This is a genomic window from Streptomyces sp. 7N604 (assembly GCF_052245475.1).
In the GTDB taxonomy this organism is placed as follows: domain Bacteria; phylum Actinomycetota; class Actinomycetes; order Streptomycetales; family Streptomycetaceae; genus Streptomyces.
Genome location: NZ_JBQQBX010000024.1, coordinates 1 through 21,376, shown reverse-complemented (window position 1 = coordinate 21,376; position 21,376 = coordinate 1). Strand labels below are relative to the sequence as shown.

The window sequence follows — 21,376 nt, the reverse complement described above, 5'->3', positions numbered from 1 at the left end:
GTGTCCGCCTCCCGTACCGGCCCAGCCGGCGCCGTGAGCCAGAAGACGCTCACGGCGCTGGTCGCGCGGCTCCGGGAGGCGGGGATCGAGCCGACGGCTGAGGAACTGGCGGACGCGCTGTGGCTGGCCACGTTGGCCAGCCCGGACCGGGGTGCTGCCGGCGGCCGTCCCGAATCGGCTGCCGCCGCGGACCCGGCCGCGCAGCCTGCCTCCGAAGACACCGCTTCCGGCGCGAACGAACCACCGGCCGCGGCGCAGCCGGAGCCGGTCGACGCGAGGCGGCCGGGCAGCCGCCGCCGGGCCGAGCTGTTCGCCCGTCCACCGCACCGGGACCGGGGCGGCGGCGACAGCGGAGACGGCAGCGAAGGCGGCACGCTTCCCGTACGCGTACCGGTCGCGGCCGCGCTGCCCGACCCGGGCTCGCTGCAGCGCGCGCTGCGCCCGCTGAAGCACTTCCGGGCACCCGCGCCCCCCTTACGCACGGCGCTCGACGAGCAGACCACCGCCGACCGGGCCGCCGACACCGGCCTCGTCGTACCGGTGCTCCGGGGCGTGCGGCGGCGCGAGGCCCGCGTCCAGCTGCTGATGGACGTCTCCACTTCGATGGCCGTATGGGAGCAGACCCTCGACGAGTTACGGCAGGTCTGCGAGCGGGCCGGGGCCTTCCGCGAAGTGCGGGTGCACTACGTGCACGAGGACGAGGGCGGGGCTCCCGGAATCGGCGCGACCACCGCACCCGGCTCCGTACTGCACGCTCCCGCGCAGTTCGCCGACCCGACGGGGCGACTGCTCACCCTGCTGCTGAGCGACTGCGCCGGGCCGATGTGGCGCAGCGGGCGGATGCAGCGGCTGCTGCACCGCTGGACGGCCACGGCGCCGGTCGCCGTCGTACAGCCCCTGCCGCAGCGCATGTGGCGGCGCACGCACCTGCCGGCCGTGCCGGGGGTGCTGCGAAGGCGCGAAGGCCCGGCGGGGCGCCTGGAGTTCACGCCCTCGCGGGGCGGCGATGGGCAGGGCGGAACCCCGGTGCCGGTGCTCGCGCCCGCGCAGGCGGCGCTCGGCACCTGGGCCCGGCTGGTCTCCGGCACGGCGGGGCTCTCGCTCAACGCGGCCGCGGGGTGGGTCCGCGCGGACCACGCCGGGTCCACGGCCGCCCGCCGCTCGTCCGATCCGCGCGAAGCCCCCGCCCGGGTCCAGGCCTTCCGCCGCTCCGCCTCCCCCGAGGCCGCACAACTCGCCGTCCATCTGTCCGCCGTGCCGCTCGTGCTGCCGGTCATGCAGCTCGTCCAGCGCGCGATGCTCGCCGGGTCCGGTCCCTCGGTTCTCGCGGAGGTGCTGCTCAGCGGACTGCTGCGGCGGACCACCCCCGAGGGCGGGGAGGGCGATGGGGGCGAGGACGGCGGCGGCGAGCTCTGGTACGAGTTCCTGGACGGCGTACGCGAGGAACTGCTGCGGCAGCTGCCGATGGGCGACGCGCAGCTCGTCCTCAAGCACTGCTCGCAGTACGTGGAGCGGCACTTCGGCCGCAGGGCCCGCAACTTCCCGGCGATGGCCGCGGCGTATCTGGCCGGCTCGGTGGAGCGGCCGACGGCAGGGCAGGGGGAGGCGGATGCCCCGGGGCTGCGCCGGTTCGCCCGGGTCTCGGAGCAGGTGCTGCGGAGGTTCCTGCCCTCCGGGGCGGTGCCGGTGGCGCCCGAGTTCGTCGTGGGCGGCCCCGTGGCCCTCGTCGAGCAGGCGCGCCAGTTCCTGGTGCGCTTCGAACGGGACGGCACCGCCCGCGACCTGGACGAGGCGGTCCGGCTGCTCCAGGTCGCGGTGGAGGTGGAGCCGCGGGAGGAGACGGGGGCCGCAGTCCACTCCCTGTTGGCCGATGCGCTGTTGCTGCGCTGGGAGGCCCGGCGCGTGAGCGAGGACCTCCGCGCCGCGTGGGCGGCGGCCGACCGTGCCGCCGAGCGGGACAGGTCTGCCCTGCTGACCCTCGGGCGGATCCTGACGGAGATGGCCGGGGAAGAGCAGGACGAGCAGCTCGCCTTCCAGATGCTGCTCCAGGCGGATCAATCCCTGGCCCACATGCCAGACGTGGCCCGGACCTCGATCGAACACGGACTGCGTTACGGGCTCCTGCGCGTGGACGTGCTCCGTAAGGCGGCAGAGGCGGGACGGGACATCGGCGTCACGCCGGCCCATGCCCCCTGGGATATCGAGCCCGGTGAAGACTGGTACGTCACGACGATGGGCCGTGCCGTCCGGGCTTCGGACGCGCTGCTGGAGTGGGGGCCGGTCGCCGACGCGCTGGCTGCGGTGCTGATCATCAAAGGGCGGTTGCTGCTGGACGTCGCCCGCCACTACGCGGGTACCGGATCGGTCAGCGGGACAGCCGATCCGGCCCGTCCCGGGCATGTGCGCGAGTACGCCGCGTCGGCACGGACCCGTATCGAGGAGGGTCTCGCGGAGCTCGCCGAGGAACCGTGGCCGGACGATGAGCTGGCGCGGGTGTGGCTCGACCTCGCCGAGGCGCGGGAGCTGGCGGCGGGCGGGTTGATGGACGACGCGGTGTACGGCTCGGTCAAGGAGGCCCTCAGCCGAGCGCGGCAACTGGCCGAGCAGAATCGGGAGCTCCGGATCGAATGCCTGTGGAAGTCAGCCGAAGCGGGCTGGTCCCGTCACCAGCAGACAGGGGGCATCGGCGAACTCGCACTTGCCGAGATGTGGCTGGATGCCGCGGCCAACCTCGCCGGAAGGAACCACCCCCTCCACGCGCAGCTGCTCACCTTCCGCGGACAGGCGCTGTCGAAGAGCGCGCCGCTCAGGGCATCGGCGGCCGACGCCGAGCAGGCCGTACGGTGCCTGCGCGAGGCGCTTGCCGAGACCCCGGACGGGCACCCGGAACTCGCCCGCCGCCGCCTGCTGTTCGGTGACGCACTGCGCCTGCGCTTCGAGTACGGGCGGTCCCTCGTCGACCTTCATGAAGCCGACTGGATACTGGGAGCGGCCGCCCGCGAGTCGGAGGAACCCGAGATCGTGGCCAGGGCTTCCTTGCTGCGCGGGGACGTGGCGGTCGCCCTTGCCAGGATCACGGGCTCGCGTGAGCGCAGGCAACGCGGAGCGGACGACTACCGGCGCGCCGCCGTGTTCGCCGAGCGCCAGGGCAACCCCGTTCTGGCGGCTCAGGCTCGGCTGCGCCGAGGCAGTGTCCTGGAAACCACGGCCGGTCCTGCACACGCCCTGGAGGAGTACCGCAAGGCGGTGGCCTTGCTCGAGGACGCCGGTGGCCTCGATCAGGCGGATCCGATCGCCGCGGTCTTCATCGCCGCCCGCATCGAGGCACTCGAGGCGGGCGACGCGTGACGCCCGCATCCGACGAGAGCGACACACCGCTGCCCGAATTCGCCGGCCTCGGCCTCGGCCCCGGCCCCGGCCCCGAGAAGCTCCCCGACCACCCCGTCCTCTCCGCGATCCTCGCGGGCCTCAGGGACAGGGCGGCCGCGGATGACGAGACCGTCGTCGCGTACTACGAAGACGCGCCGTGACCACGGACGTCACACGCGACGACCCCGCCCCCCTCTGGCCGCACCGTGGCCTCGACGTCGCCGCCCTCCGCCGCAGAGGCGTACGCCCCGTCCCCTTCCGGCAGTTCGTCCTCAAGGTGCACAGCCGCTGCAACCTGGCCTGCAGCTACTGCTACATCTACCAGGGCCGGGACGACAGCTGGCGCGACCGCCCCGCCCGCGTCCCCCCGCGCACCGTGCGCCACGTGGCCCGCAGGATCGCCGAGCACGCCGCCGCCCACCGCCTGCGCCGGATCCGTATCGAGCTGCACGGCGGCGAGCCGCTCCTCGCCGGGCCCGAACCCGTGATCGCGTACGCCGAGGCGATACGGGATGCGGTGCCCGCCGACTGCGAGGTCACCGCCTCCGTACAGACCAACGGCACCCTGCTCACCCCGTCCGTGATCGACCGCCTGGCCGCCGCCCGTATCCGGGTCGGTCTGAGCCTCGACGGCGGCAGCCACGCTCTCAACCGCCGCCGCAGCGATCACGCGGGCCGCCCCTCATGGCCCGCGGCCTCCCGTGCCGCACGGCTGCTCGCCCAGCGCCCCGGGCAGTACGCCGGGATCCTCTGCACGGTGGACCTCGCCGCCGGCCCCGCCGAGGTCTACCGCTCCCTCCTCGCCCTCCGCCCGCCCGCCGTCGACCTCCTCCTCCCGCACGCCAACTGGGCCTCGCCGCCCCCCGGCCTCGAAGACCTGCCCCCCGTCCCCGGCCGCAGCCGCCCCCGCCCCACCCCGTACGGCGACTGGCTGGCCCAGGTCTTCGACCTGTGGTGGACCGCCCCTCACAGCACGACTGACGTGCGGCTCTTCCGCGAGATCGTGGCCCTGCTTCTCGGCGCGCCCAGCACCGCCGAGTCCGTCGGACTGTCCCCGATGGCGGCCGTGGTCGTCGACACGGACGGGGCGATCGAGCAGGTCGACTCGCTCAAGTCCGCGTATCCCGGGGCCCCGGCCACGGGCCTCGACGTCTTCCGCGGCACCTTCGACGAGGCGCTGGAGCACCCCGGTGTCGCGGCGCGGCAGATCGGCGCGGAGGGGCTCGCCGCCGACTGCGCGGGATGCCCGGTGCGGCAGGTCTGCGGCGGCGGCAACTACGCCCACCGCTATGCGCGCGGGACCGGATTTCTGCACCCCAGCGTCTACTGCGCGGACCTCGAACGGCTCATCCGGCACGCCGCGGGCCGTCTCGGGGACGTACTGCACACAACCCGCCCGAGTGGCACCAAGTCGGCCCCGGCAACCGCACTTTGACGGACAATTGAAGAGCTTCGCCCGCTGGGGGTCATCGCTTTGCTGGAGAGGGAGACGGTCGCAGTGACCGAGAAGCCTGAGCACGTCACGGTCGTCTTCGCGGGCCTCAGCCAGTCCTGGGCCGAGTGGATCGCGGAACAGTTCGAGGCGGCGGGCCGCACCACCGGCATGGTCCGCTGGGATCCCGTGCACCGTGCCCCCTCCGCTTCGGCCATCACGGGCCTGCTGGGCGGCCACGGCAGGGTGCTCCTCGTGCTCGACGACTGGTACCTCAGGTTCGAGTCCGGGCGGAACGAGGCGTGGGGCGAGGCGCTGCGACTGGCCGTGCCGCCCCACCGCGACCGTATCGCCGCCGTCAGCGTCACCACCCGCCCGCTCCCCGAGGACGCGGCCGCCCTCGACCCCATCGGCCTGCGCGGACTCGGGCCCGAGGAGGCCAGGCGGCGCCTGCTCGCCGCCGTCGGGGCCGAGGCCACCGGGCCCGCGCCGGTCGAGCTGGCCCGCAGCCGCCGCTTCCCCGACGACCGGCCCGAGATCTGGAACTCCCCGCGCCGCAACCGCCGTTTCACCGGCCGCGAGCAGGTCCTCGAGCGGCTCCACGACGCGTTCGCGGCGGGCGGTGACCAGACGGCGGTCGTGGCGCTGCACGGCCCGAGCGGGGTCGGCAAGACGCAGGTGGCCACCGAGTTCGTCCACCGCTTCGCGGGCGAGTACGACATCGTGTGGCACGTCAGCGCCGCGGTGCGGGCCGCGGCCCGGGAACAGTTCGCGGCGCTCGCAGAAGAGCTCGGCATCCGGGCGGACCATGAGGTCGGCGGCCTCATCGAAGCCGTCAGGCAGGAGCTGCGCACCACTCGCCGCCGCTGGCTGGTCGTCCTGGACGGCGCGGAGGAGCCCGAGGAACTGGAGTCCCTCGTCCCCGAGGGCCCCGGCCACGTCCTGATCACCACGCGCCGTACCGCTTGGTCCCAGCAGGGCGCCGAACTGGTCGGACTGCCGCCGTTCGACCGCAACGAGAGCGTCGCCTTCGCGTGCCGCCGCGCCTCCCGGCTGACCGAGGAGGACGCGGACCGGCTGGCGGACGCCCTCCAGGATCTGCCGTTGCTGCTCGACCAGATGGCGGCGTGGCTGGACAACAACCCCACGGCCTCGGTCGGCGACTACGTGGCGGACATCCGCACCGGCGACCCGAACGACTTCGGCGTCCTGCCCTCCAAGGACTACCCCCGCGGCTTCCAGGTCGCCTGGGCGATCACCCTCAACACCCTCCGCGAACAGTCCCCGGAGGTGGACGAGCTCCTCAAACTGCTCGCCTTCTTCTCGCCGGACGTCGTCCCCGTACGGCTCCTGCAGTCGGCGCGCGCGAGCGACCTGCCGCCGCACCTCGCCGAGCTGGTCGCCGAGCCCAGCAGCTGGAACACCGCGCTGCGCACGCTCTCCGAGGCCACCTCCATGCGGCTGGAGTACGAGACCGGGCCCCGCATGGACATCCTCACCGTCGGCACGCTCCGCATGCACCGGCTCTTCCACCGCTTCGTGCGCACCAGCATGCCGCCCGACGACCGCAAGAAGGCCTCGGCCACCGCCTGCCGGGTGCTGGTCGCCGCCGACCCCCGGGAGCCCGCATCCCCGCGCAACTGGGCGCGCTACGCCGAGCTGATCCCGCACCTGGATCAGTCGGGCGCGCTCGACTCGGCCGAGGAGGACGTACGGGAGCTGGTCCTCAACTGCATCGAGTACCTGCGGACGCGCGGCGAGTACCACGACGGCTGGTGGCTCAGCCGGCAGGCCGTGGACCGGTGGCGCGAAGCCTCGGGCCCCACTGACCGCACCGTGCTCGTCGCCGTCCACCAGCAGGCCAACATGCTGCGCAGGCTCGGGCGGTACGCGGAGGCGGAAACCGTCGGCCGGGACGTCCTCGGCCGGCTCACGGCCGACACCGGCGCCCGCGTCATCGAGGTGCTGCGCGCCAAGGACGGCCTCGCCGGGACCCTGATGGCGCTCGCCAAGTACGACGAGGCGACCGCCCTCTTCGAGGAGGCCGCGGAGGAGGCCGCCGCCTCACTCGGCGAACAGGAGGTGCCGCGCACACTCGCCATACGCAGCAACCTCGCCGTCGCCCTCGGCCTCCAGGGCCGGTACGAGGACTCACTCCGCCTCCACCGCTCGATCCTCGAGGCCAGGGTCGGCCTCCTCGGCGGGCGCAACCCGCTCACCCTCAACTCCGCGCTGCACACGGCCTGGATGCTCCGGCTGCTCGGCCGGTACGACGAGGCGCTGGCCATCCAGGACCACAACTGCCGCCTGCACCGGCAGGTCCTGGACAAGAACCACACCCAGACGCTGCTCGCCGAGCACAACCTCGCCCTCTGCCTGCGGCGCGACGGCAATGTGCAGTTCGCCCGCGCCATGATGCGCAAGGTCCGCGATCGGCTGGTCAAGCGGCGCGGCCTGCAGCATCCCGAGACGCTGATGGTCTCGGCCGACTTCGCCATGCTGCTGCGGTACGAGGGCGAGCTCTCCCAGGCCCGCGAGCTCGCCGAGTCGACCGCCAAGCTCTACGGCGCCCAGCTCGGCGAGGACCACCCGTACGCTCTCGGGGCGCGCGCCAACGTCGCGCTCATCCAGGGCGAGACGGGAAACCCCGGCGCCGCGGTGCGGGCCGCCCAGGCCACCCTGGACGCGATGGCCGGGGCCGTGGGCGACGGACACCCCTGGACGGTCGGCTGCGTGCTCAACACCGCGCTGGCGCGGCACCGCGCCGGGGACACGGCGGGTGCCGTCCGGCTGGGGCGGGACGCCCTGGACCGGGCGCGCGGGGTGGTCGGCGAGCGCCACCCACTGACCCTCAACTGCATGGCGGGCCTCGCCCAGGACCTGCACGCGTCGGGCCGGGCCGACGAGGCGGACGCCCTGCGGCAGCAGGTGATCGGGGCGGCCACTGAGCTGCTGGGCGAGGACCACGCGCACACCCGCTCCATACGCGAAGGCGTCCGCCCGTACTGGGACTTCGAGCCCCAGCCCATCTGAGGAATCCCGGTCCACGCGCGCCACCACGGGCGCGCGTGGACCAACGGAAGGGGACAGAAGCGCCGGAGGGCCCGGCCCCGCATCGCGCGGGGCCGGGCCCTTTCCGTACGTGCCGCAGTGCCGGTCAGATGTCGAATGCCTCGCTGACCAGGGCCTGCTGCTCGACCTGGTGGCGCTTGGCCGAGCCGACCGCGGGGGAGGAGGAGTGCGGCCGGGAGACGCGGCGCAGGCGCTCCTTGTGCGGAACGTCGGCGCCGACCGCCAGGTCCAAGTGGTCGATCAGGTTGAGCGCGATGAACGGCCACGCACCCTGGTTCGCGGGCTCCTCCTGGGCCCAGACGAACTTCTCCGCGCCCGGGAACTTGGAGATCTCGGCCTGGAGCTCCGCACCCGGCAGCGGGTACAGCCGCTCGAGCCGGACGATGGCCGTGTCGTTCGCGCCGCGCTTCTCCCGCTCCGCCACCAGGTCGTAGTAGACCTTGCCGGAGCAGAAGACGACCTTACGGACCGCGCCCGCGTCCATCGCGCCCGAAGCAACCGCGGTGTCGCCGATGACCGGGCGGAAGCCGCCGGTCAGGAACTCGTCCGTCTTCGACGACGCCGCCTTGAGCCGGAGCATCGACTTCGGGGTGAAGACGACCAGCGGCTTGTGGTGCGGGTTGTGGACCTGCCAGCGCAGCAGGTGGAAGTAGTTCGACGGCAGCGTCGGCATGGCGACCGTCATGTTGTTCTGCGCGCAGACCTGCAGGAAGCGCTCGATACGGGCCGAGGAGTGGTCCGGGCCCTGGCCCTCGTAGCCGTGCGGCAGGAGGAGGGTGACGCCGGAGGTCTGGCCCCACTTCTGCTCGGCGGAGGAGATGAACTCGTCCACGACGGTCTGGGCGCCGTTGACGAAGTCACCGAACTGCGCCTCCCACATCACCAGCGCCTCGGGACGGGCCAGCGAGTAGCCGTACTCGAAGCCCATCGCCGCGTACTCGCTGAGCAGCGAGTCGTAGACGTTGAACCGGGCCTGGTCCTCGGTCAGGTACAGCAGCGGGGTGTAGTCGTCGCCGGTCTCCCGGTCGACCAGCACCGCGTGCCGCTGGCCGAAGGTGCCGCGGCGGGAGTCCTGGCCCGCCAGCCGGACCGGGGTGCCCTCCATCAGCAGCGAGCCGATGGCGAGGGTCTCGCCCATGCCCCAGTCGATCGCGTCGTCCTCCACCTGGGCCGCGCGGCGCTGCAACTGAGGCAGCAGGCGCGGGTGGACAGTCACCCGGTCGGGGACGTTGACCTGGGACTCGGCGATCCGCTTGACGACCTCCTGGCTGATGCTGGTGTCGACAGCGACGGGGAACTCGGCCTGCGGCTCCGGGACATGGGCCGGGGCCGGGTGCGAGGTGGCGTCGCGGACCTCGGTGAAGACCTTCTCCAGCTGGCCCTGGAAGTCCTGCAGCGCCTGCTCGGCCTCTTCCAGCGTGATGTCGCCGCGACCGATGAGGGACTCGGTGTAGAGCTTGCGCACCGAGCGCTTCTTGTCGATCAGGTCGTACATCAGCGGCTGTGTGAAGCCCGGGTTGTCGGACTCGTTGTGGCCGCGGCGGCGGTAGCAGATCAGGTCGATGACGACGTCCTTGTTGAACGCCTGGCGGAACTCGAAGGCCAGCCGCGCGACGCGCACCACGGCCTCCGGGTCGTCACCGTTCACGTGGAAGATCGGCGCCTCGATCATGCGCGCCACGTCCGTGGCGTACATGGAGGAGCGGGCCGACTCCGGTGCGGCGGTGAAGCCGACCTGATTGTTGATGACGATGTGGACCGTGCCGCCGGTGCGGTAGCCGCGCAGCTGCGACATGTTGAGGGTCTCGGCCACCACGCCCTGGCCCGCGAAGGCCGCGTCGCCGTGCAGCTGGACCGGCAGGACCGTGAAGTCCGTACCGCCCTTGCCGATGATGTCCTGCTTGGCGCGGGCGACACCCTCGACGACCGGGTCCACGGCCTCCAGGTGGGAGGGGTTCGCGGTCAGCGAGACCTTGATCTGCTCGCCGTCCAGGCCGGTGAAGGTGCCCTCGGCGCCCAGGTGGTACTTCACGTCGCCGGAGCCGTGCATCGACTTCGGGTCGAGGTTGCCCTCGAACTCGCGGAAGATCTGGGCGTACGACTTGCCGACGATGTTCGCCAGCACGTTGAGCCGGCCGCGGTGGGCCATGCCGACGACGACCTCGTCCAGGCGCGACTCGGCGGCCGAGTCCAGCACGGCGTCGAGCAGCGGGATGACGGACTCGCCGCCCTCCAGCGAGAAGCGCTTCTGGCCGACGTACTTCGTCTGCAGGAAGGTCTCGAACGCCTCGGCGGCGTTGAGGCGGCGCAGGATCCGCAGCTGCTCCTCGCGCTCCGGCTTGGTGTGCGGGCGCTCGACGCGGTCCTGGATCCACTTGCGCTGCTTCGGGTCCTGGATGTGCATGAACTCGATGCCGGTGGTGCGGCAGTACGAGTCGCGCAGGACGCCGAGGATGTCGCGCAGCTTCATCATCGACTTGCCGGCGAATCCGCCGACCGCGAACTCGCGCTCCAGGTCCCACAGGGTCAGCCCGTGCTCGGTGATGTCGAGGTCGGGGTGCTTGCGCTGCTTGTACTCCAGCGGGTCGGTGTCCGCCATGACATGGCCGCGGACCCGGTAGGAGTGGATCAGCTCGAAGACCCGGGCGGCCTTGGTGACGTCGTCGTCGTGCGAGACGTCGATGTCCCGCAGCCAGCGCACCGGCTCGTACGGGATGCGCAGCGCCTGGAAGATCTCGTCGTAGAACTCGTTCTCGCCGAGCAGCAGCTGGTGCATGATCCGCAGGAACTCGCCGGAGGCGGCGCCCTGGATCACGCGGTGGTCGTACGTGCTGGTCAGCGTCATGACCTTGGAGACGCCCAGCCGGTTCAGGGTGTCCTGCGAGGTGCCCTGGAACTCGGCGGGGTAGTCCATCGCACCGACGCCGATGATCACGCCCTGGCCGGGCATCAGGCGCGGTACGGAGTGGACGGTCCCGATGCCGCCGGGGTTGGTCAGCGACGCGGTGACCCCGGTGAAGTCCTCCATCGTCAGCTTGTTCGCGCGGGCGCGGCGGACGATGTCCTCGTAGGCCTGCCAGAACTCGAAGAAGTTGAGCGTCTCGGCCTTCTTGATCGCCGCGACGACGAGCTGGCGGTCGCCGTTCGGCTTCACCAGGTCGATGGCGAGGCCGAGGTTGACGTGCGGGGGCTTGACGAGGGTGGGCTTGCCGTCCTTCTCCGCGTAGGAGTAGTTCATCGACGGCATCGCCTTCAGCGCCTGCACCATCGCGTAGCCGATGAGGTGCGTGAAGGACACCTTGCCGCCGCGGGCGCGCTTGAGGTGGTTGTTGATGACGATGCGGTTGTCGAACAGCAGCTTCACGGGAACGGCACGGACGGACGTGGCCGTCGGCAGCTCCAGCGAGGCGTTCATGTTCTTCGCCACGGCGGCGGACGGGCCGCGCAGCGGCACGAACTCCGGCCCGGCGGGGGCGGCCGGCTCAGCTGCCTTACCGGCGGCAGCCGCCGGCCGGGCGGGCGCGGGTGCGCCTGCGGCGGGCTTGGCGGGCGCGGCGGCAGGCGCGGCGCCTGCGGCCGCCCCGCCGCCCGGCTTCGCCGGGGCGGTGGTGGCGGCAGCGCCGGGCGCTGCCTGCGCGGCGGGCTTCGCCGCCGGGGCAGCAGTCCGCGGTGCGGCCGGGGCGCCGGCGCCGGGCCTGGCCGGGGCGGTGGCGGTGCCTGCGCCGGGCGCTGCCTGCGCGTCGGCTGGAGCCTTCGCGCCAGCGGCTGCGGCGCCGTTCGCGGAGGGGGCCGTCGGAGCGGCGGTGGTGGGAGCACCTGCAGCTCCTGCGGCCGGAGCCGCACTGCCCGCGGCCGTCCGGCCGGTCGTGGCAGCAGCGGCAGCGCCCGTGGCAGGCGCAGCCTGCGCGGCGCTGGGCGCGGGGGCCGTCGGGGCCCCCGCCCCGGTCGTTGCCTGCGGTGGCGAAGCCACCGCAGAGCCGGTGTCGTGTCCCGGCTTGTAGTCGGCGAAGAAGTCCCACCAGGCTCGGTCTACCGAGTGCGGGTCCTGGAGGTACTGCTGGTAGATCTCGTCGACGAGCCACTCGTTGGGACCGAATGCGGTCGCGGGGGACTTCCCCTGCCCGTCTTCGTCGGTCGAGATGCTCGAGGTATTGGGGGACTGTGGCGACACGGCGGCAACCGCCCTCTTCCGCTTCCTTAGGTGGTGGACAGCGGAAATAAAGGCTACGCCTCTTAGACGGTTCGGTGCAGGCCGGGCCGGTCAGTCGTCGTGCAAGTCACATTGATCGACTGGTTTCGCCGAATGATCAGGCGGGAAACATCGCCGGTTACGCCCGGAACGAGCACGTCCGGGCGCGGTTGCGGCTTCCTCAGCTACCCGCTGCGTGCCCCAGCCGCTGCCGTCCGGGCCCGTACCGTTCGACCTAAGTCAACCCTGCGCCTTCGGGGCCCCGGGGAGGGTGACCCGTATCCGGCACCCCCGAGGTGATTCGGCCACCCCGATGCTGCCGCCGTGAAGATCCACCGCCCACCGGGCGATCGCCAGCCCCAGACCCGTACCGCCGTCGCTCCCCGGCCCGTGCGGCGTGGACACGCTGCCCCGGTTGAAGCGCTCGAAGATCCGGTGCCGCTCGGGCTCCGGGATGCCCGGGCCCTCGTCCAGGACCTCCAGGTCCAGGCTGCCGGGGCCGGTGCCGCCGCGGCGGGCGCGCAGCGTGACGCGGCCGTGCGGCGGGCTGTGCTTGACCGCGTTGTCGACCAGGTTGGCCACGACCTGGTGCAGCCGCTCGGCGTCGGCGTGCGCGGTCAGCTCGGGCGGCGAGACGTCCAGGTGCAGGTGGATGTCCGCGCGGGCGCCGGCCCCGCCGATGTGGGCGCGGGCCGCGGCCGCCAGGTTGGCCTCCTTCAGGACCCCGGACAGGTACGGCCACACCTCGAAGCGCCTGGTCCGCAGCGGTACGACGCCGTTGTCGAGCCGGGACAGGTCGAGCAGGGTCTCCACCAGGCGGCCCAGCCGCTCGGTCTGCCGCAGCGCCGTCCGCATCGTCTCCGGGTCGGCCTCGGAGACCCCGTCCACGACGTTCTCCAGCACCGCCCGCAGCCCGGCGATCGGCGTCCGCAGCTCGTGCGAGACATTCGCCACCAGCTCCTTGCGGTGCCGGTCGACGGCCTCCAGGTCGGCCGCCATGTGGTTGAAGGTCGCGGCCAGCTCGCCGAGCTCGTCCCGCCGTACGGCCTGGACGCGCCGGCTGTAGTCGCCGTTCGCCATCGCGCGGGCGACGGTCTTCATCTCGTCCAGCGGCGAGGTCAGCCCGTGCGCCACGAACTGGGTGATCAGCATCGTGGCGATGATCGAGAAGATGGTGACGATCCGCAGCTCGGTCGACGTCCGGATGGCGACGAGCACCAGCAGTGTGGTGATAGTCACCGAGACGAGGACCAGGGCGCCCAGCGCGGCCTTGACCGACCGGTACGGGTCGAGCGGGCGCAGCGCCTCCCAGGCCCGGGCCCAGAGGCCGGGCCGCACGGGCTCCGGCGGCCGGTTGTTCATCCGCGGGTCCGCCGTCCGCCGGTCAGGTCGCCGGGGTCGCAGGGGTCTCCAGCGCGTAGCCGACCCCGTGGACCGTACGGATCCGCTCCGCGCCGATCTTGCGGCGCAGCGCCTTGATGTGGCTGTCGACAGTGCGGGTGCCGGAGGCGTCCGCCCAGTCCCACACCTCGGCGAGCAGCTGCTCGCGGGAGAGCACCGCGCGCGGCGTGTTCGCCAGGCACACCAGCAGGTCGAACTCGGTCGGGGTGAGGTGCACGTCCTCGCCGCGCACCCGCACCCGGCGCTGTGCGTGGTCGATCTCCAGCTCGCCGAGGCGCAGGATGCCGCTGCGCGGGGTGGTCGCCGCCTGCGTGGCCCGCTCCACGCGGCGCAGCAACACGTGCACCCGGGCCGCAAGTTCGCGCATGGAGAACGGCTTGGTCATGTAGTCGTCCGCGCCGACACCGAGCCCGACCAGCATGTCGGTCTCGTCGTCGCGCGCGGTGAGCATCAGCACCGGCACCGGCCGCTGCGCCTGTACGCGGCGGCAGACCTCGAGCCCGTCGAAGCCCGGCAGCATCACATCGAGAACCAGCAGGTCGGGCTGCCAGGCCTCGGCGGTGTCGACGGCCGCCGGGCCGTCGCACGCCGTCTGCACCTGGAAGCCCTCGGCGCGCAGCCGCACCGCAATGGCGTCCACTATCGTCTGGTCGTCCTCGACGACCAGAACGCGGCGCTGGGCGCCGGGAGTGGCAGCCGCGCTGCTCGCCACGCCGTTGTGTGTCTGCTCCATCGCCCGCCCCTGCATGTTCCCCGTGTCCTGCCGAGCCTTGCTTACTTACCGTCGCTGCACGGAGCAGCGTACGGGCACGGTGCGTACCTCGGCTACGCAGGAGTCCCCGGCCTTACGGCGAGGTGGACGACATCCGGGACACCTCGGGTGACCTGGACCTCTTCGGTCCTTACGCCAGTGAATCCGGCATTCCGCAACATTTCCTCGAAAGCGGCCGACGGTCTGGCGGACCACACGGCGAGCACCCCGCCCGGCGCGAGACGCTCCCGGCAGGCGGCAAGACCCGCCGGCCCGTACAGGCTGTCGTTGTCCTCGGTGACCGTCCAGTCGGGGCCGTTGTCGATGTCCAGGCACAGCGCGTCATATGCCTCGCGATATGTCTCGCGCGGGGTGCGGACGTGGGCGACCAGGTCAGTGTGGAGGATCGCGGTGCGCGGGTCGGCGAGGGCCTCGGCGGAGATCTGTGCGAGCGGTCCCGCGCGGTGCCAGTCGATGACGGCCTGCTCGCGCTCGACGACGGTGATCCGGCCCCAGCGCGGCTCAGCGGCGGCGCGGGCGAGCGAGAAGCCGACGCCGAGACCGCCGATGAGCAGGGACGGCTCGTCCCGGTCCGCGGGGAGGGCGGCGAGCGCGGCGTCGATGAGCAGCCGCTCCGAGCGCCCGTCGGAGGTGTCCATCAGGAAGCAGCCGTTGGCGATGATCTCGAAGTGCTCGCCGCGCTGCCGCAGCACCACCTCGCCGAACGGGCCCTCGCGGCGGTCGACCGTGACCGGTGCGGCGGGGGCGCTGGGCAGGGGCGGCATGGCGGACGGTCTCCGGAAGGGGCTCGACGGGACTCTGACGCGCCCAGGGTAGTCGTCGCCGTCAGGGCCCCGTCGCCGAGCCGGGGCGCACGATCATGAGGACGGTGACCGTCGCCCACAGGAGGTTGAAGACTCCGGTGAACATGGCCAGCCGGGCGGGCCCACGCCGGGCCGACTCGGTGTCCGATCGCTCACAGCGAACGGCGCCCGGGGAACACCCGGGATCCCCGACGCATTGAGTCATTAACGCTCAACTTGAATGCCGAAGGGGAGATCATGGCTTCCACGTCCGCATCGCTCACCCTGCCCGTTCTGCCGCTCGACGACGAGGTCGTTCTGCCCGGGATGGTGGTGCCCCTCGACCTGTCCGACGCCGAGGTGCGAGCCGCCGTGGAGGCCGCGCAGGCCGCTGCGCGATCCTCCGGGCGCAAGCCACGCGTGCTGCTGGTCCCCCGGATCGACGGGACGTACGCGGCGGTGGGCACGCTCGGGTCGGTCGAGCAGGTCGGCCGGCTCTCCGACGGCGACCCCGGCGCGCTCATCCGCGGTGTGAGCCGGGTGCGCATCGGCGCCGGGACGACGGGGCCCGGGGCCGCGCTCTGGGTGGAGGGCACCCAGATCGACGAGGTGACCCCGGACCCCATGCCGGTCCCGGTCGCCGAGCTGATGAAGGAGTACAAGGCCCTCGCCACCAGCTGGCTGCGCAAGCGCGGCGCCTGGCAGGTCGTGGACCGCGTCCAGCAGATCGACGACCCCGGGCAGCTCGCCGACAACTCCGGCTACTCGCCGTTCCTCAACCCCCAGCAGCGCGTCCAGCTGCTGGAGACCCTCGACCCGGTCGCCCGCCTGAAGCTGGCCACCGGCTGGCTCAGCGACCACCTCGCCGAGCAGGACGTGGCCGAGTCCATCGCCAAGGACGTCCAGGAGGGCGTCGACAAGCAGCAGCGCGAGTTCCTGCTGCGCCGTCAGCTGGAGGCCGTCCGCAAGGAGCTCGCCGAGCTGGGCGGCGACCCCGGGGACGAGTCCGACGACTACCGGGCCCGCGTCGAGGCGGCCGACCTGCCGGAGAAGGTGCGGGAAGCCGCCCTCAAGGAGGTCGACAAGCTGGAGCGGTCCTCCGACCAGAGCCCGGAGGGAAGTTGGATCCGCACCTGGCTCGACACCGTCCTGGAGCTGCCCTGGAACGAGCGGACCGAGGACGCGTACGACATCCCGGGCGCCAAGGCCGTACTCGACGCCGATCACGCCGGTCTCGACGACGTGAAGGAGCGGATCACCGAGTACCTGGCCGTACGGAAGCGGCGCCTGGACCGTGGCCTCGGTGTCGTCGGCGGGCGGCGCGGCGGGGCCGTGCTCGCGCTCGTCGGCCCGCCCGGCGTCGGCAAGACCTCGCTCGGCGAGTCCGTCGCCCGCGCCATGGGCCGGAAGTTCGTCCGGGTCGCGCTCGGCGGCGTGCGCGACGAGGCCGAGATCCGCGGCCACCGGCGCACGTACGTCGGCGCGCTGCCCGGCCGGATCGTCCGCGCCATCAAGGAGGCCGGGTCGATGAACCCGGTCGTCCTCCTCGACGAGATCGACAAGGTGGGCTCCGACTTCCGCGGCGACCCGGCCGCGGCGCTGCTCGAAGTCCTCGACCCGGCCCAGAACCACACCTTCCGGGACCACTACCTGGAGGTGGAACTGGACCTGTCGGACGTGGTCTTCCTGGCGACGGCCAACGTCCTCGAGGCGATACCGGAGGCGCTGCTCGACCGTATGGAGCTCGTGCGGCTCGACGGCTACACCGAGGACGAGAAGGTCGTCATCGCGCGCGACCACCTGCTCCCGCGCCAGCTGGAGCGGGCGGGCCTGGAGCCCGGCGAGGTCGTGCTCGAGGACGGCGCGCTGCGCAGGCTCGCGGGCGAGTACACGCGCGAGGCGGGCGTACGGAACCTGGAGCGGGCCGTCGCCCGGCTGCTCCGCAAGGTCGCGGCCAAGCACGAACTCGGCGAGCAGGAACTGCCGGTGACCATCGGTCCCGACGGCCTGCGCCCCTGGATCGGGCGGCCGCACCACATGCCGGAGTCGGCCCAGGATCCGGAGGAGCGGCGTACGGCGATGCCGGGCGTGGCCACCGGGCTCGCGGTCACGGGCGCGGGCGGCGACGTGCTCTACATCGAGGCGTCGCTCGCCGACCCGGAGACCGGGGCGACCGGTCTGCAGCTCACCGGCCAGCTCGGCGACGTCATGAAGGAGTCGGCGCAGATCGCGCTCTCCTTCCTGCGCTCGCACGGCGCGGAGCTCGAACTCCCCGTCGGCGACCTGAAGGAGCGGGGCGTGCACCTGCACGTGCCGGCCGGAGCCGTGCCGAAGGACGGCCCGAGTGCGGGCATCACGATGACGTCCTCGCTGGCCTCGCTGCTGTCCGGGCGGCGGGTGCGCACGGACGTGGCGATGACGGGCGAAGTGTCGCTGACCGGCCGGGTGCTGCCGATCGGCGGCGTGAAGCAGAAGCTGCTCGCCGCACACCGCGCCGGGATCACCACCGTCGTGATCCCGAAGCGGAACGAGGCGGACCTCGACGACGTGCCCGCCGAGGTGCTGGAGAAGCTCGACGTGCACGCGGTGAGCGATGTCCGGCAGGTGCTGAAGCTGGCGCTGGAACCGGCCCGCACTGCGCCGGAGAAGGAAGTTCCGGTGGCGGCGTGACGGATGCCACCGGAGCGGCGCGGCCCCTCTCCCGCCGAAGGGAGAGGGGCCGTTGGCCGCCGAAGGGAGAGGGGCCGTTGGCTTTTCCTTCTACGCCTTTACGCCTTCCGCGTCTTCCGCGCGGACTTCTTCGTGGGGCAGTCCAGCCACCTGGTCTGGTAGTCCAGACGCGGCTTCTTGTCGTCCTTCAGGACGGGAGTATGGGTCGTCAGGTCGATGTGCTTCACGACCCGGTTGTTTCTGTCGCCGGGCTCACCACCCCAGTAGCTCATCTCCAGGTAGCCGGAGCTCTTCTGGAGCCAGGGAGCGTACTGGAAATACGCTCTCTTTCCTTCCGGGATGTCGACGCTGATCGTCCTCTCCTTCGTCTTGGTGTCCGTGTACTCCGTGGACTCACCTTTCGTACGACTGTGTTCGCGGGCCCAGAGGTCGCCCACGGTCGTGGATCGGCCGAGGCTGATGGTCAGCACTTCCGCGATGGTCGCGGAGATCTCCGCCGAGACGGTTCTCTCGATGAAGTGCTCGTGCCTCTTGAGCCGCTGCTTCTCCCGCGACTTCGCCTTCGACCTGGCCAACGAGTCGCCGGCCGTCAGCTCGACGCCCCACGCCGGCCCTTCGCAGGCGCCGTAGGTGTCCGATACGACCCTTTGGCTGAGGTCCACGTACTTGGACTTGTCCTTGATGACGAAACGGCACGTCGCGTACTTGCCGTATCCCTCACTGTGGTTTTCTGCCCGGGCCCATTCCTTGTTGCTCAGTTGGCCGGAACGGTCGTAGCCGTTCTCCTTTCCGACGCAGTCGGAGATCTTTGGGCGGTCATGGGTTGCGTGGGCAGCGGGAGAGGCGAACCAGCCCACGAGACTGGCCGAAGCGATGCCGACGACGATCACATTCCGTCGGATCCGAGGACGCACAGAACGCACGGTGAACCCCATTCTTGAGAGAATTACCGGGAGGAACTGCGGGCTACTCGGGGAAACGATGATTCTCGTTTCCGGCAACGACGGATCACCCCAATAGGCGCTTTTCTCACGGGGGAATTGGATCGAGGAAGCCGGGAGAGGCGGCGTAACGGGCCATCCAGAGTGGCGGAGGGGATGGGCGGCCCCCTGCCGCGAAGGAGAACTGCCCGCGCAGCAGGGACCGTTGCCCTGTCGGGCCGTTCGGATCGTTCGACTCTCGGAGCCGAACGGTCCGAAGACAGAGGCGAGCGTTAACCGTTGGCCAGAACCTTGAGGCGGTCGTACGATCCGTTGAACTTGTCGTGGTCGCCGACGATCGGCCCGCTCGAGGTGTACTGCCAGAAGGTGTGGTACGCCCAGCCGTTCGGCAGCGTGCCCGGCGTCGTGTTGTAGCGGGCGATCCAGAGCGGGTTCGTCGACCCGAAGCTCCCGCTGTTCCCGGTGCACTGCGTCCACCATCCGGTGGTCGTGTAGATCACCGCATCCCGCCCGGTCCGCGCCTTGTAGGTGGTGGTGAAGTCGCGTATCCAGCTGACCATCGCGGCCCGGCTCTTGCCGTAGCACGTCGCGCCGTACGGGTTGTACTCGATGTCGAGCACGCCCGGCAGCGTCTTGCCGTCGCGCGACCAGCCGCCTCCGCGGTCGACGAAGTAGTTCGCCTGGTTGGCGCCGCTGGAGTCGTTGGGCGTCGCGAAGTGGTACGCGCCGCGGATCATGCCGATGTTGTACGAGCCGTTGTACTGCTGGGTGAAGTAGGGGTTCCGGTAGTAGTTCCCCTCGGTCGCCTTGACGTAGGCGAAGCGGACGCCGCTGTTCCAGAGGGCCGACCAGTTGACGTTCCCCTGGTGGCTGCTGACGTCCACGCCCTCGACGCTCGCGGCGGCGAGTGAGGGCGCGGGGATGGGGTTGGCGATCCCCGGCTCGTGCTTCTGGACGGTCGAGCCCATCCAGTTGAGCTCGGGGTGGCGTCCGGCGGGGCCGGGCCGGTCGGCGGCGCTCGCGGTGCTCACGGCGAAAGCCGGACAGGTCAGGGCGATCAGGAGGGCGAGGAGGGCGACGAATAGGCAGCGAAGGGAGCCGTGCACGGACATGCGTGCCTCCGGTGACCAGGTGCGGGGGAGGGAGGGGGGAAGCAGGGGGTGGGCATCGGGCCATTGGTGTGGCCATGCCATAAGGCCCATACCCGCTGGCCACGGGGGTCAAAGAGGACCAACGCGCTGCCGATGGTCTACTCCTGCGAAATACTGGCGGGATACTGGCCGAGCTGCGATGACAGCGGCAGCTGAAAGAAATCGGCCGCGGAGGAAAGGTGCGGAAGGCGTGAGTGGCGTGGACCGTGAGTTTCTGGCGCTCGAACGGGAGTTGGCCGTCTTCCTGCGCCGCGCCCGTGCCTCCTCCGGCGAGATGGCGCGCGAGGTCCACCCGGACCTGGAGCCCGCCGCGTACGGGCTGCTCCTGCGGCTCGAGGACGCGGGCGAGCAGCGCGCCACCGAGCTCGCCGCGTACTTCGGCGTCGGCAAGGCGACCATGAGCCGCCAGCTGCGGGCGCTGGAGATCCTGGGCCTGATCGCCCGCCGCCCCGACCCCGCCGACGGACGCGCCTCCCTCGTCGCCCTCACAAGCGAGGGCCGCGCCCGCTTCGCGGCGGTACGGAGCGCGCGCCGCGAGCAGTACGTCAAGAAGCTGGAGGGCTGGGACCGCGCTGAGATCGCCGAACTGGCGCGGCTGCTCCACCGGTTGAATGTGCTGGGCGGTGCGGACGACTGACGAAAGCCGCCCGGGCCCGCCCGGACGGGAGTTCCGGGGCGCAACACGGCCTTCGTAACCTGGATGGCTCAGAGGCCGCGAGCACGGTTTCCCCCGCTCCCGCACTTTGGAGGGCGTTATCGGTTCTGTACGCGTTGTCTTCGCTCCGGGGCTCCCTGCGGAACACCCACGTGCGGTAGGACCAGAAGCGGAATCCGGTGGCCAAGCCGAGGCCGACGACGTTCTTTGCCAGGTTGTCGGCCAAGGGCGAGGTATGGCCGAAGCCGTAGTGCGACAGGGCGAGCACACCGTTCTGGATGACCATGCCCACGCTGCTGAACAGCACGAACAGGGTCGCTTCACGGGTGGTGCGACTCTTGTCCCGGTGGCGGTAGGTCCAGTAGCGGTTCCCGACGTAGTTGGTGCCGATAGCGACCGCGTTGGCGATCAATCCGGACCGGACCGTCTGCAGGTTCACCATGTGCAAGCAGAGGTTGAACACCGCCGTGTCCACCAGCCAGCCGACAGCGCCCACGGCACCGAATCTGCCGACCTCACCGCCAATCCGCTGCAATTTCTGCCGCAGTACCGCTAATCCCGCGATGGTCAAGGTGCGAGCCTTGTCTGTCGACTGCCATGGCCGGTACATGTTAACTGCACTCTTCAGCCAGGGATTTGGGACCCCGCTTGCCGTGTCAGTCGTCCCCCAGCCCCTCCATGTTGGCGGCAATTACCCCGCCACGGGGCTTCGCGCTCAGTCTTCGCTTGTGGCGGTGGGCAGTTTGCTCTGGATGAGTTCCATGACGGAGGAGTCGGTGAGGGTGGTCACGTCGCCGAGTGTGCGGTTTTCGGCGACGTCGCGGAGCAGTCTGCGCATGATCTTGCCGGAGCGGGTCTTGGGGAGTTCGGCGACTGGGAGGATGCGCTGGGGTTTGGCGATGGGGCCGAGTGCGGTGGCGACGTGGGTGCGTAGTTCCTCGG

14 protein-coding genes are annotated in these 21,376 nt (G+C 71.5%); 6 read left to right on the top strand and 8 right to left on the bottom strand.

Annotated features, from left to right (window positions below):
• Window positions 1-33 precede the first annotated feature (33 nt).
• From ACTWP8_RS25330 to fxsT, 4 genes are all read left to right on the top strand, one after another.
• Window positions 34-3,348: an SAV_2336 N-terminal domain-related protein gene (locus ACTWP8_RS25330; protein WP_443324433.1), complete on the top strand. Its 3,315-nt coding sequence runs from the start codon at window positions 34-36 to the stop codon at window positions 3,346-3,348.
• On the top strand, window positions 3,345-3,530 hold the full coding sequence (locus ACTWP8_RS25325; protein ID WP_443324432.1) for a hypothetical protein: 186 nt from the start codon (window positions 3,345-3,347) through the stop codon (window positions 3,528-3,530). The genes ACTWP8_RS25330 and ACTWP8_RS25325 overlap by 4 nt, the downstream gene beginning before the upstream one ends.
• Window positions 3,527-4,804 carry an FxsB family cyclophane-forming radical SAM/SPASM peptide maturase gene (locus ACTWP8_RS25320; protein WP_443324431.1) on the top strand — a complete coding sequence of 426 codons (1,278 nt, stop codon included), beginning with the start codon at window positions 3,527-3,529 and terminating at the stop codon, window positions 4,802-4,804. The genes ACTWP8_RS25325 and ACTWP8_RS25320 overlap by 4 nt, the downstream gene beginning before the upstream one ends.
• Before the next feature lie 63 nt (window positions 4,805-4,867).
• A complete protein-coding gene (gene fxsT, locus ACTWP8_RS25315; RefSeq protein ID WP_443324430.1) occupies window positions 4,868-7,834 on the top strand; it encodes an FxSxx-COOH system tetratricopeptide repeat protein in 2,967 nt (988 codons plus the stop codon).
• Between the two features lie 124 nt (window positions 7,835-7,958).
• On the opposite strand, the gene ACTWP8_RS25310 is transcribed toward fxsT, so the two are convergent.
• From ACTWP8_RS25310 to ACTWP8_RS25295, 4 genes are all read right to left on the bottom strand, one after another.
• On the bottom strand, window positions 7,959-12,044 hold the full coding sequence (locus tag ACTWP8_RS25310) for a multifunctional oxoglutarate decarboxylase/oxoglutarate dehydrogenase thiamine pyrophosphate-binding subunit/dihydrolipoyllysine-residue succinyltransferase subunit (RefSeq protein WP_443324429.1): 4,086 nt from the start codon (window positions 12,042-12,044) through the stop codon (window positions 7,959-7,961).
• 258 nt (window positions 12,045-12,302) lie between these two features.
• Entirely contained in the window at window positions 12,303-13,424 is a 1,122-nt protein-coding gene (locus ACTWP8_RS25305) for a HAMP domain-containing sensor histidine kinase (protein WP_443324428.1), read from the bottom strand.
• Between the two features lie 22 nt (window positions 13,425-13,446).
• A complete protein-coding gene (locus tag ACTWP8_RS25300) occupies window positions 13,447-14,196 on the bottom strand; it encodes a response regulator transcription factor (protein WP_443318324.1) in 750 nt (249 codons plus the stop codon).
• A 92-nt stretch (window positions 14,197-14,288) separates the two neighbouring features.
• Window positions 14,289-14,999: a spermidine synthase gene (locus ACTWP8_RS25295; protein ID WP_443324427.1), complete on the bottom strand. Its 711-nt coding sequence runs from the start codon at window positions 14,997-14,999 to the stop codon at window positions 14,289-14,291.
• 276 nt (window positions 15,000-15,275) lie between these two features.
• Here ACTWP8_RS25295 and lon point away from each other — a divergent pair, with 276 nt between their 5' ends.
• Entirely contained in the window at window positions 15,276-17,687 is a 2,412-nt protein-coding gene (gene lon, locus ACTWP8_RS25290; RefSeq protein ID WP_443324426.1) for an endopeptidase La, read from the top strand.
• A gap of 98 nt (window positions 17,688-17,785) precedes the next feature.
• On the opposite strand, the gene ACTWP8_RS25285 is transcribed toward lon, so the two are convergent.
• Window positions 17,786-18,601 carry a hypothetical protein gene (locus tag ACTWP8_RS25285; protein ID WP_443324425.1) on the bottom strand — a complete coding sequence of 272 codons (816 nt, stop codon included), beginning with the start codon at window positions 18,599-18,601 and terminating at the stop codon, window positions 17,786-17,788.
• A gap of 299 nt (window positions 18,602-18,900) precedes the next feature.
• Entirely contained in the window at window positions 18,901-19,740 is an 840-nt protein-coding gene (locus tag ACTWP8_RS25280) for a lysozyme (protein ID WP_443324424.1), read from the bottom strand.
• 178 nt (window positions 19,741-19,918) lie between these two features.
• Here ACTWP8_RS25280 and ACTWP8_RS25275 point away from each other — a divergent pair, with 178 nt between their 5' ends.
• A complete protein-coding gene (locus tag ACTWP8_RS25275; protein ID WP_443318319.1) occupies window positions 19,919-20,416 on the top strand; it encodes a MarR family winged helix-turn-helix transcriptional regulator in 498 nt (165 codons plus the stop codon).
• On the opposite strand, the gene ACTWP8_RS25270 is transcribed toward ACTWP8_RS25275, so the two are convergent.
• Entirely contained in the window at window positions 20,325-21,044 is a 720-nt protein-coding gene (locus tag ACTWP8_RS25270; protein ID WP_443324423.1) for a GtrA family protein, read from the bottom strand. The genes ACTWP8_RS25275 and ACTWP8_RS25270 overlap by 92 nt on opposite strands.
• A 105-nt stretch (window positions 21,045-21,149) precedes the next feature.
• Window positions 21,150-21,376: AMP-binding enzyme (locus tag ACTWP8_RS25265; RefSeq protein WP_443324422.1), on the bottom strand; the 227-nt coding region annotated here is incomplete at its 5' end.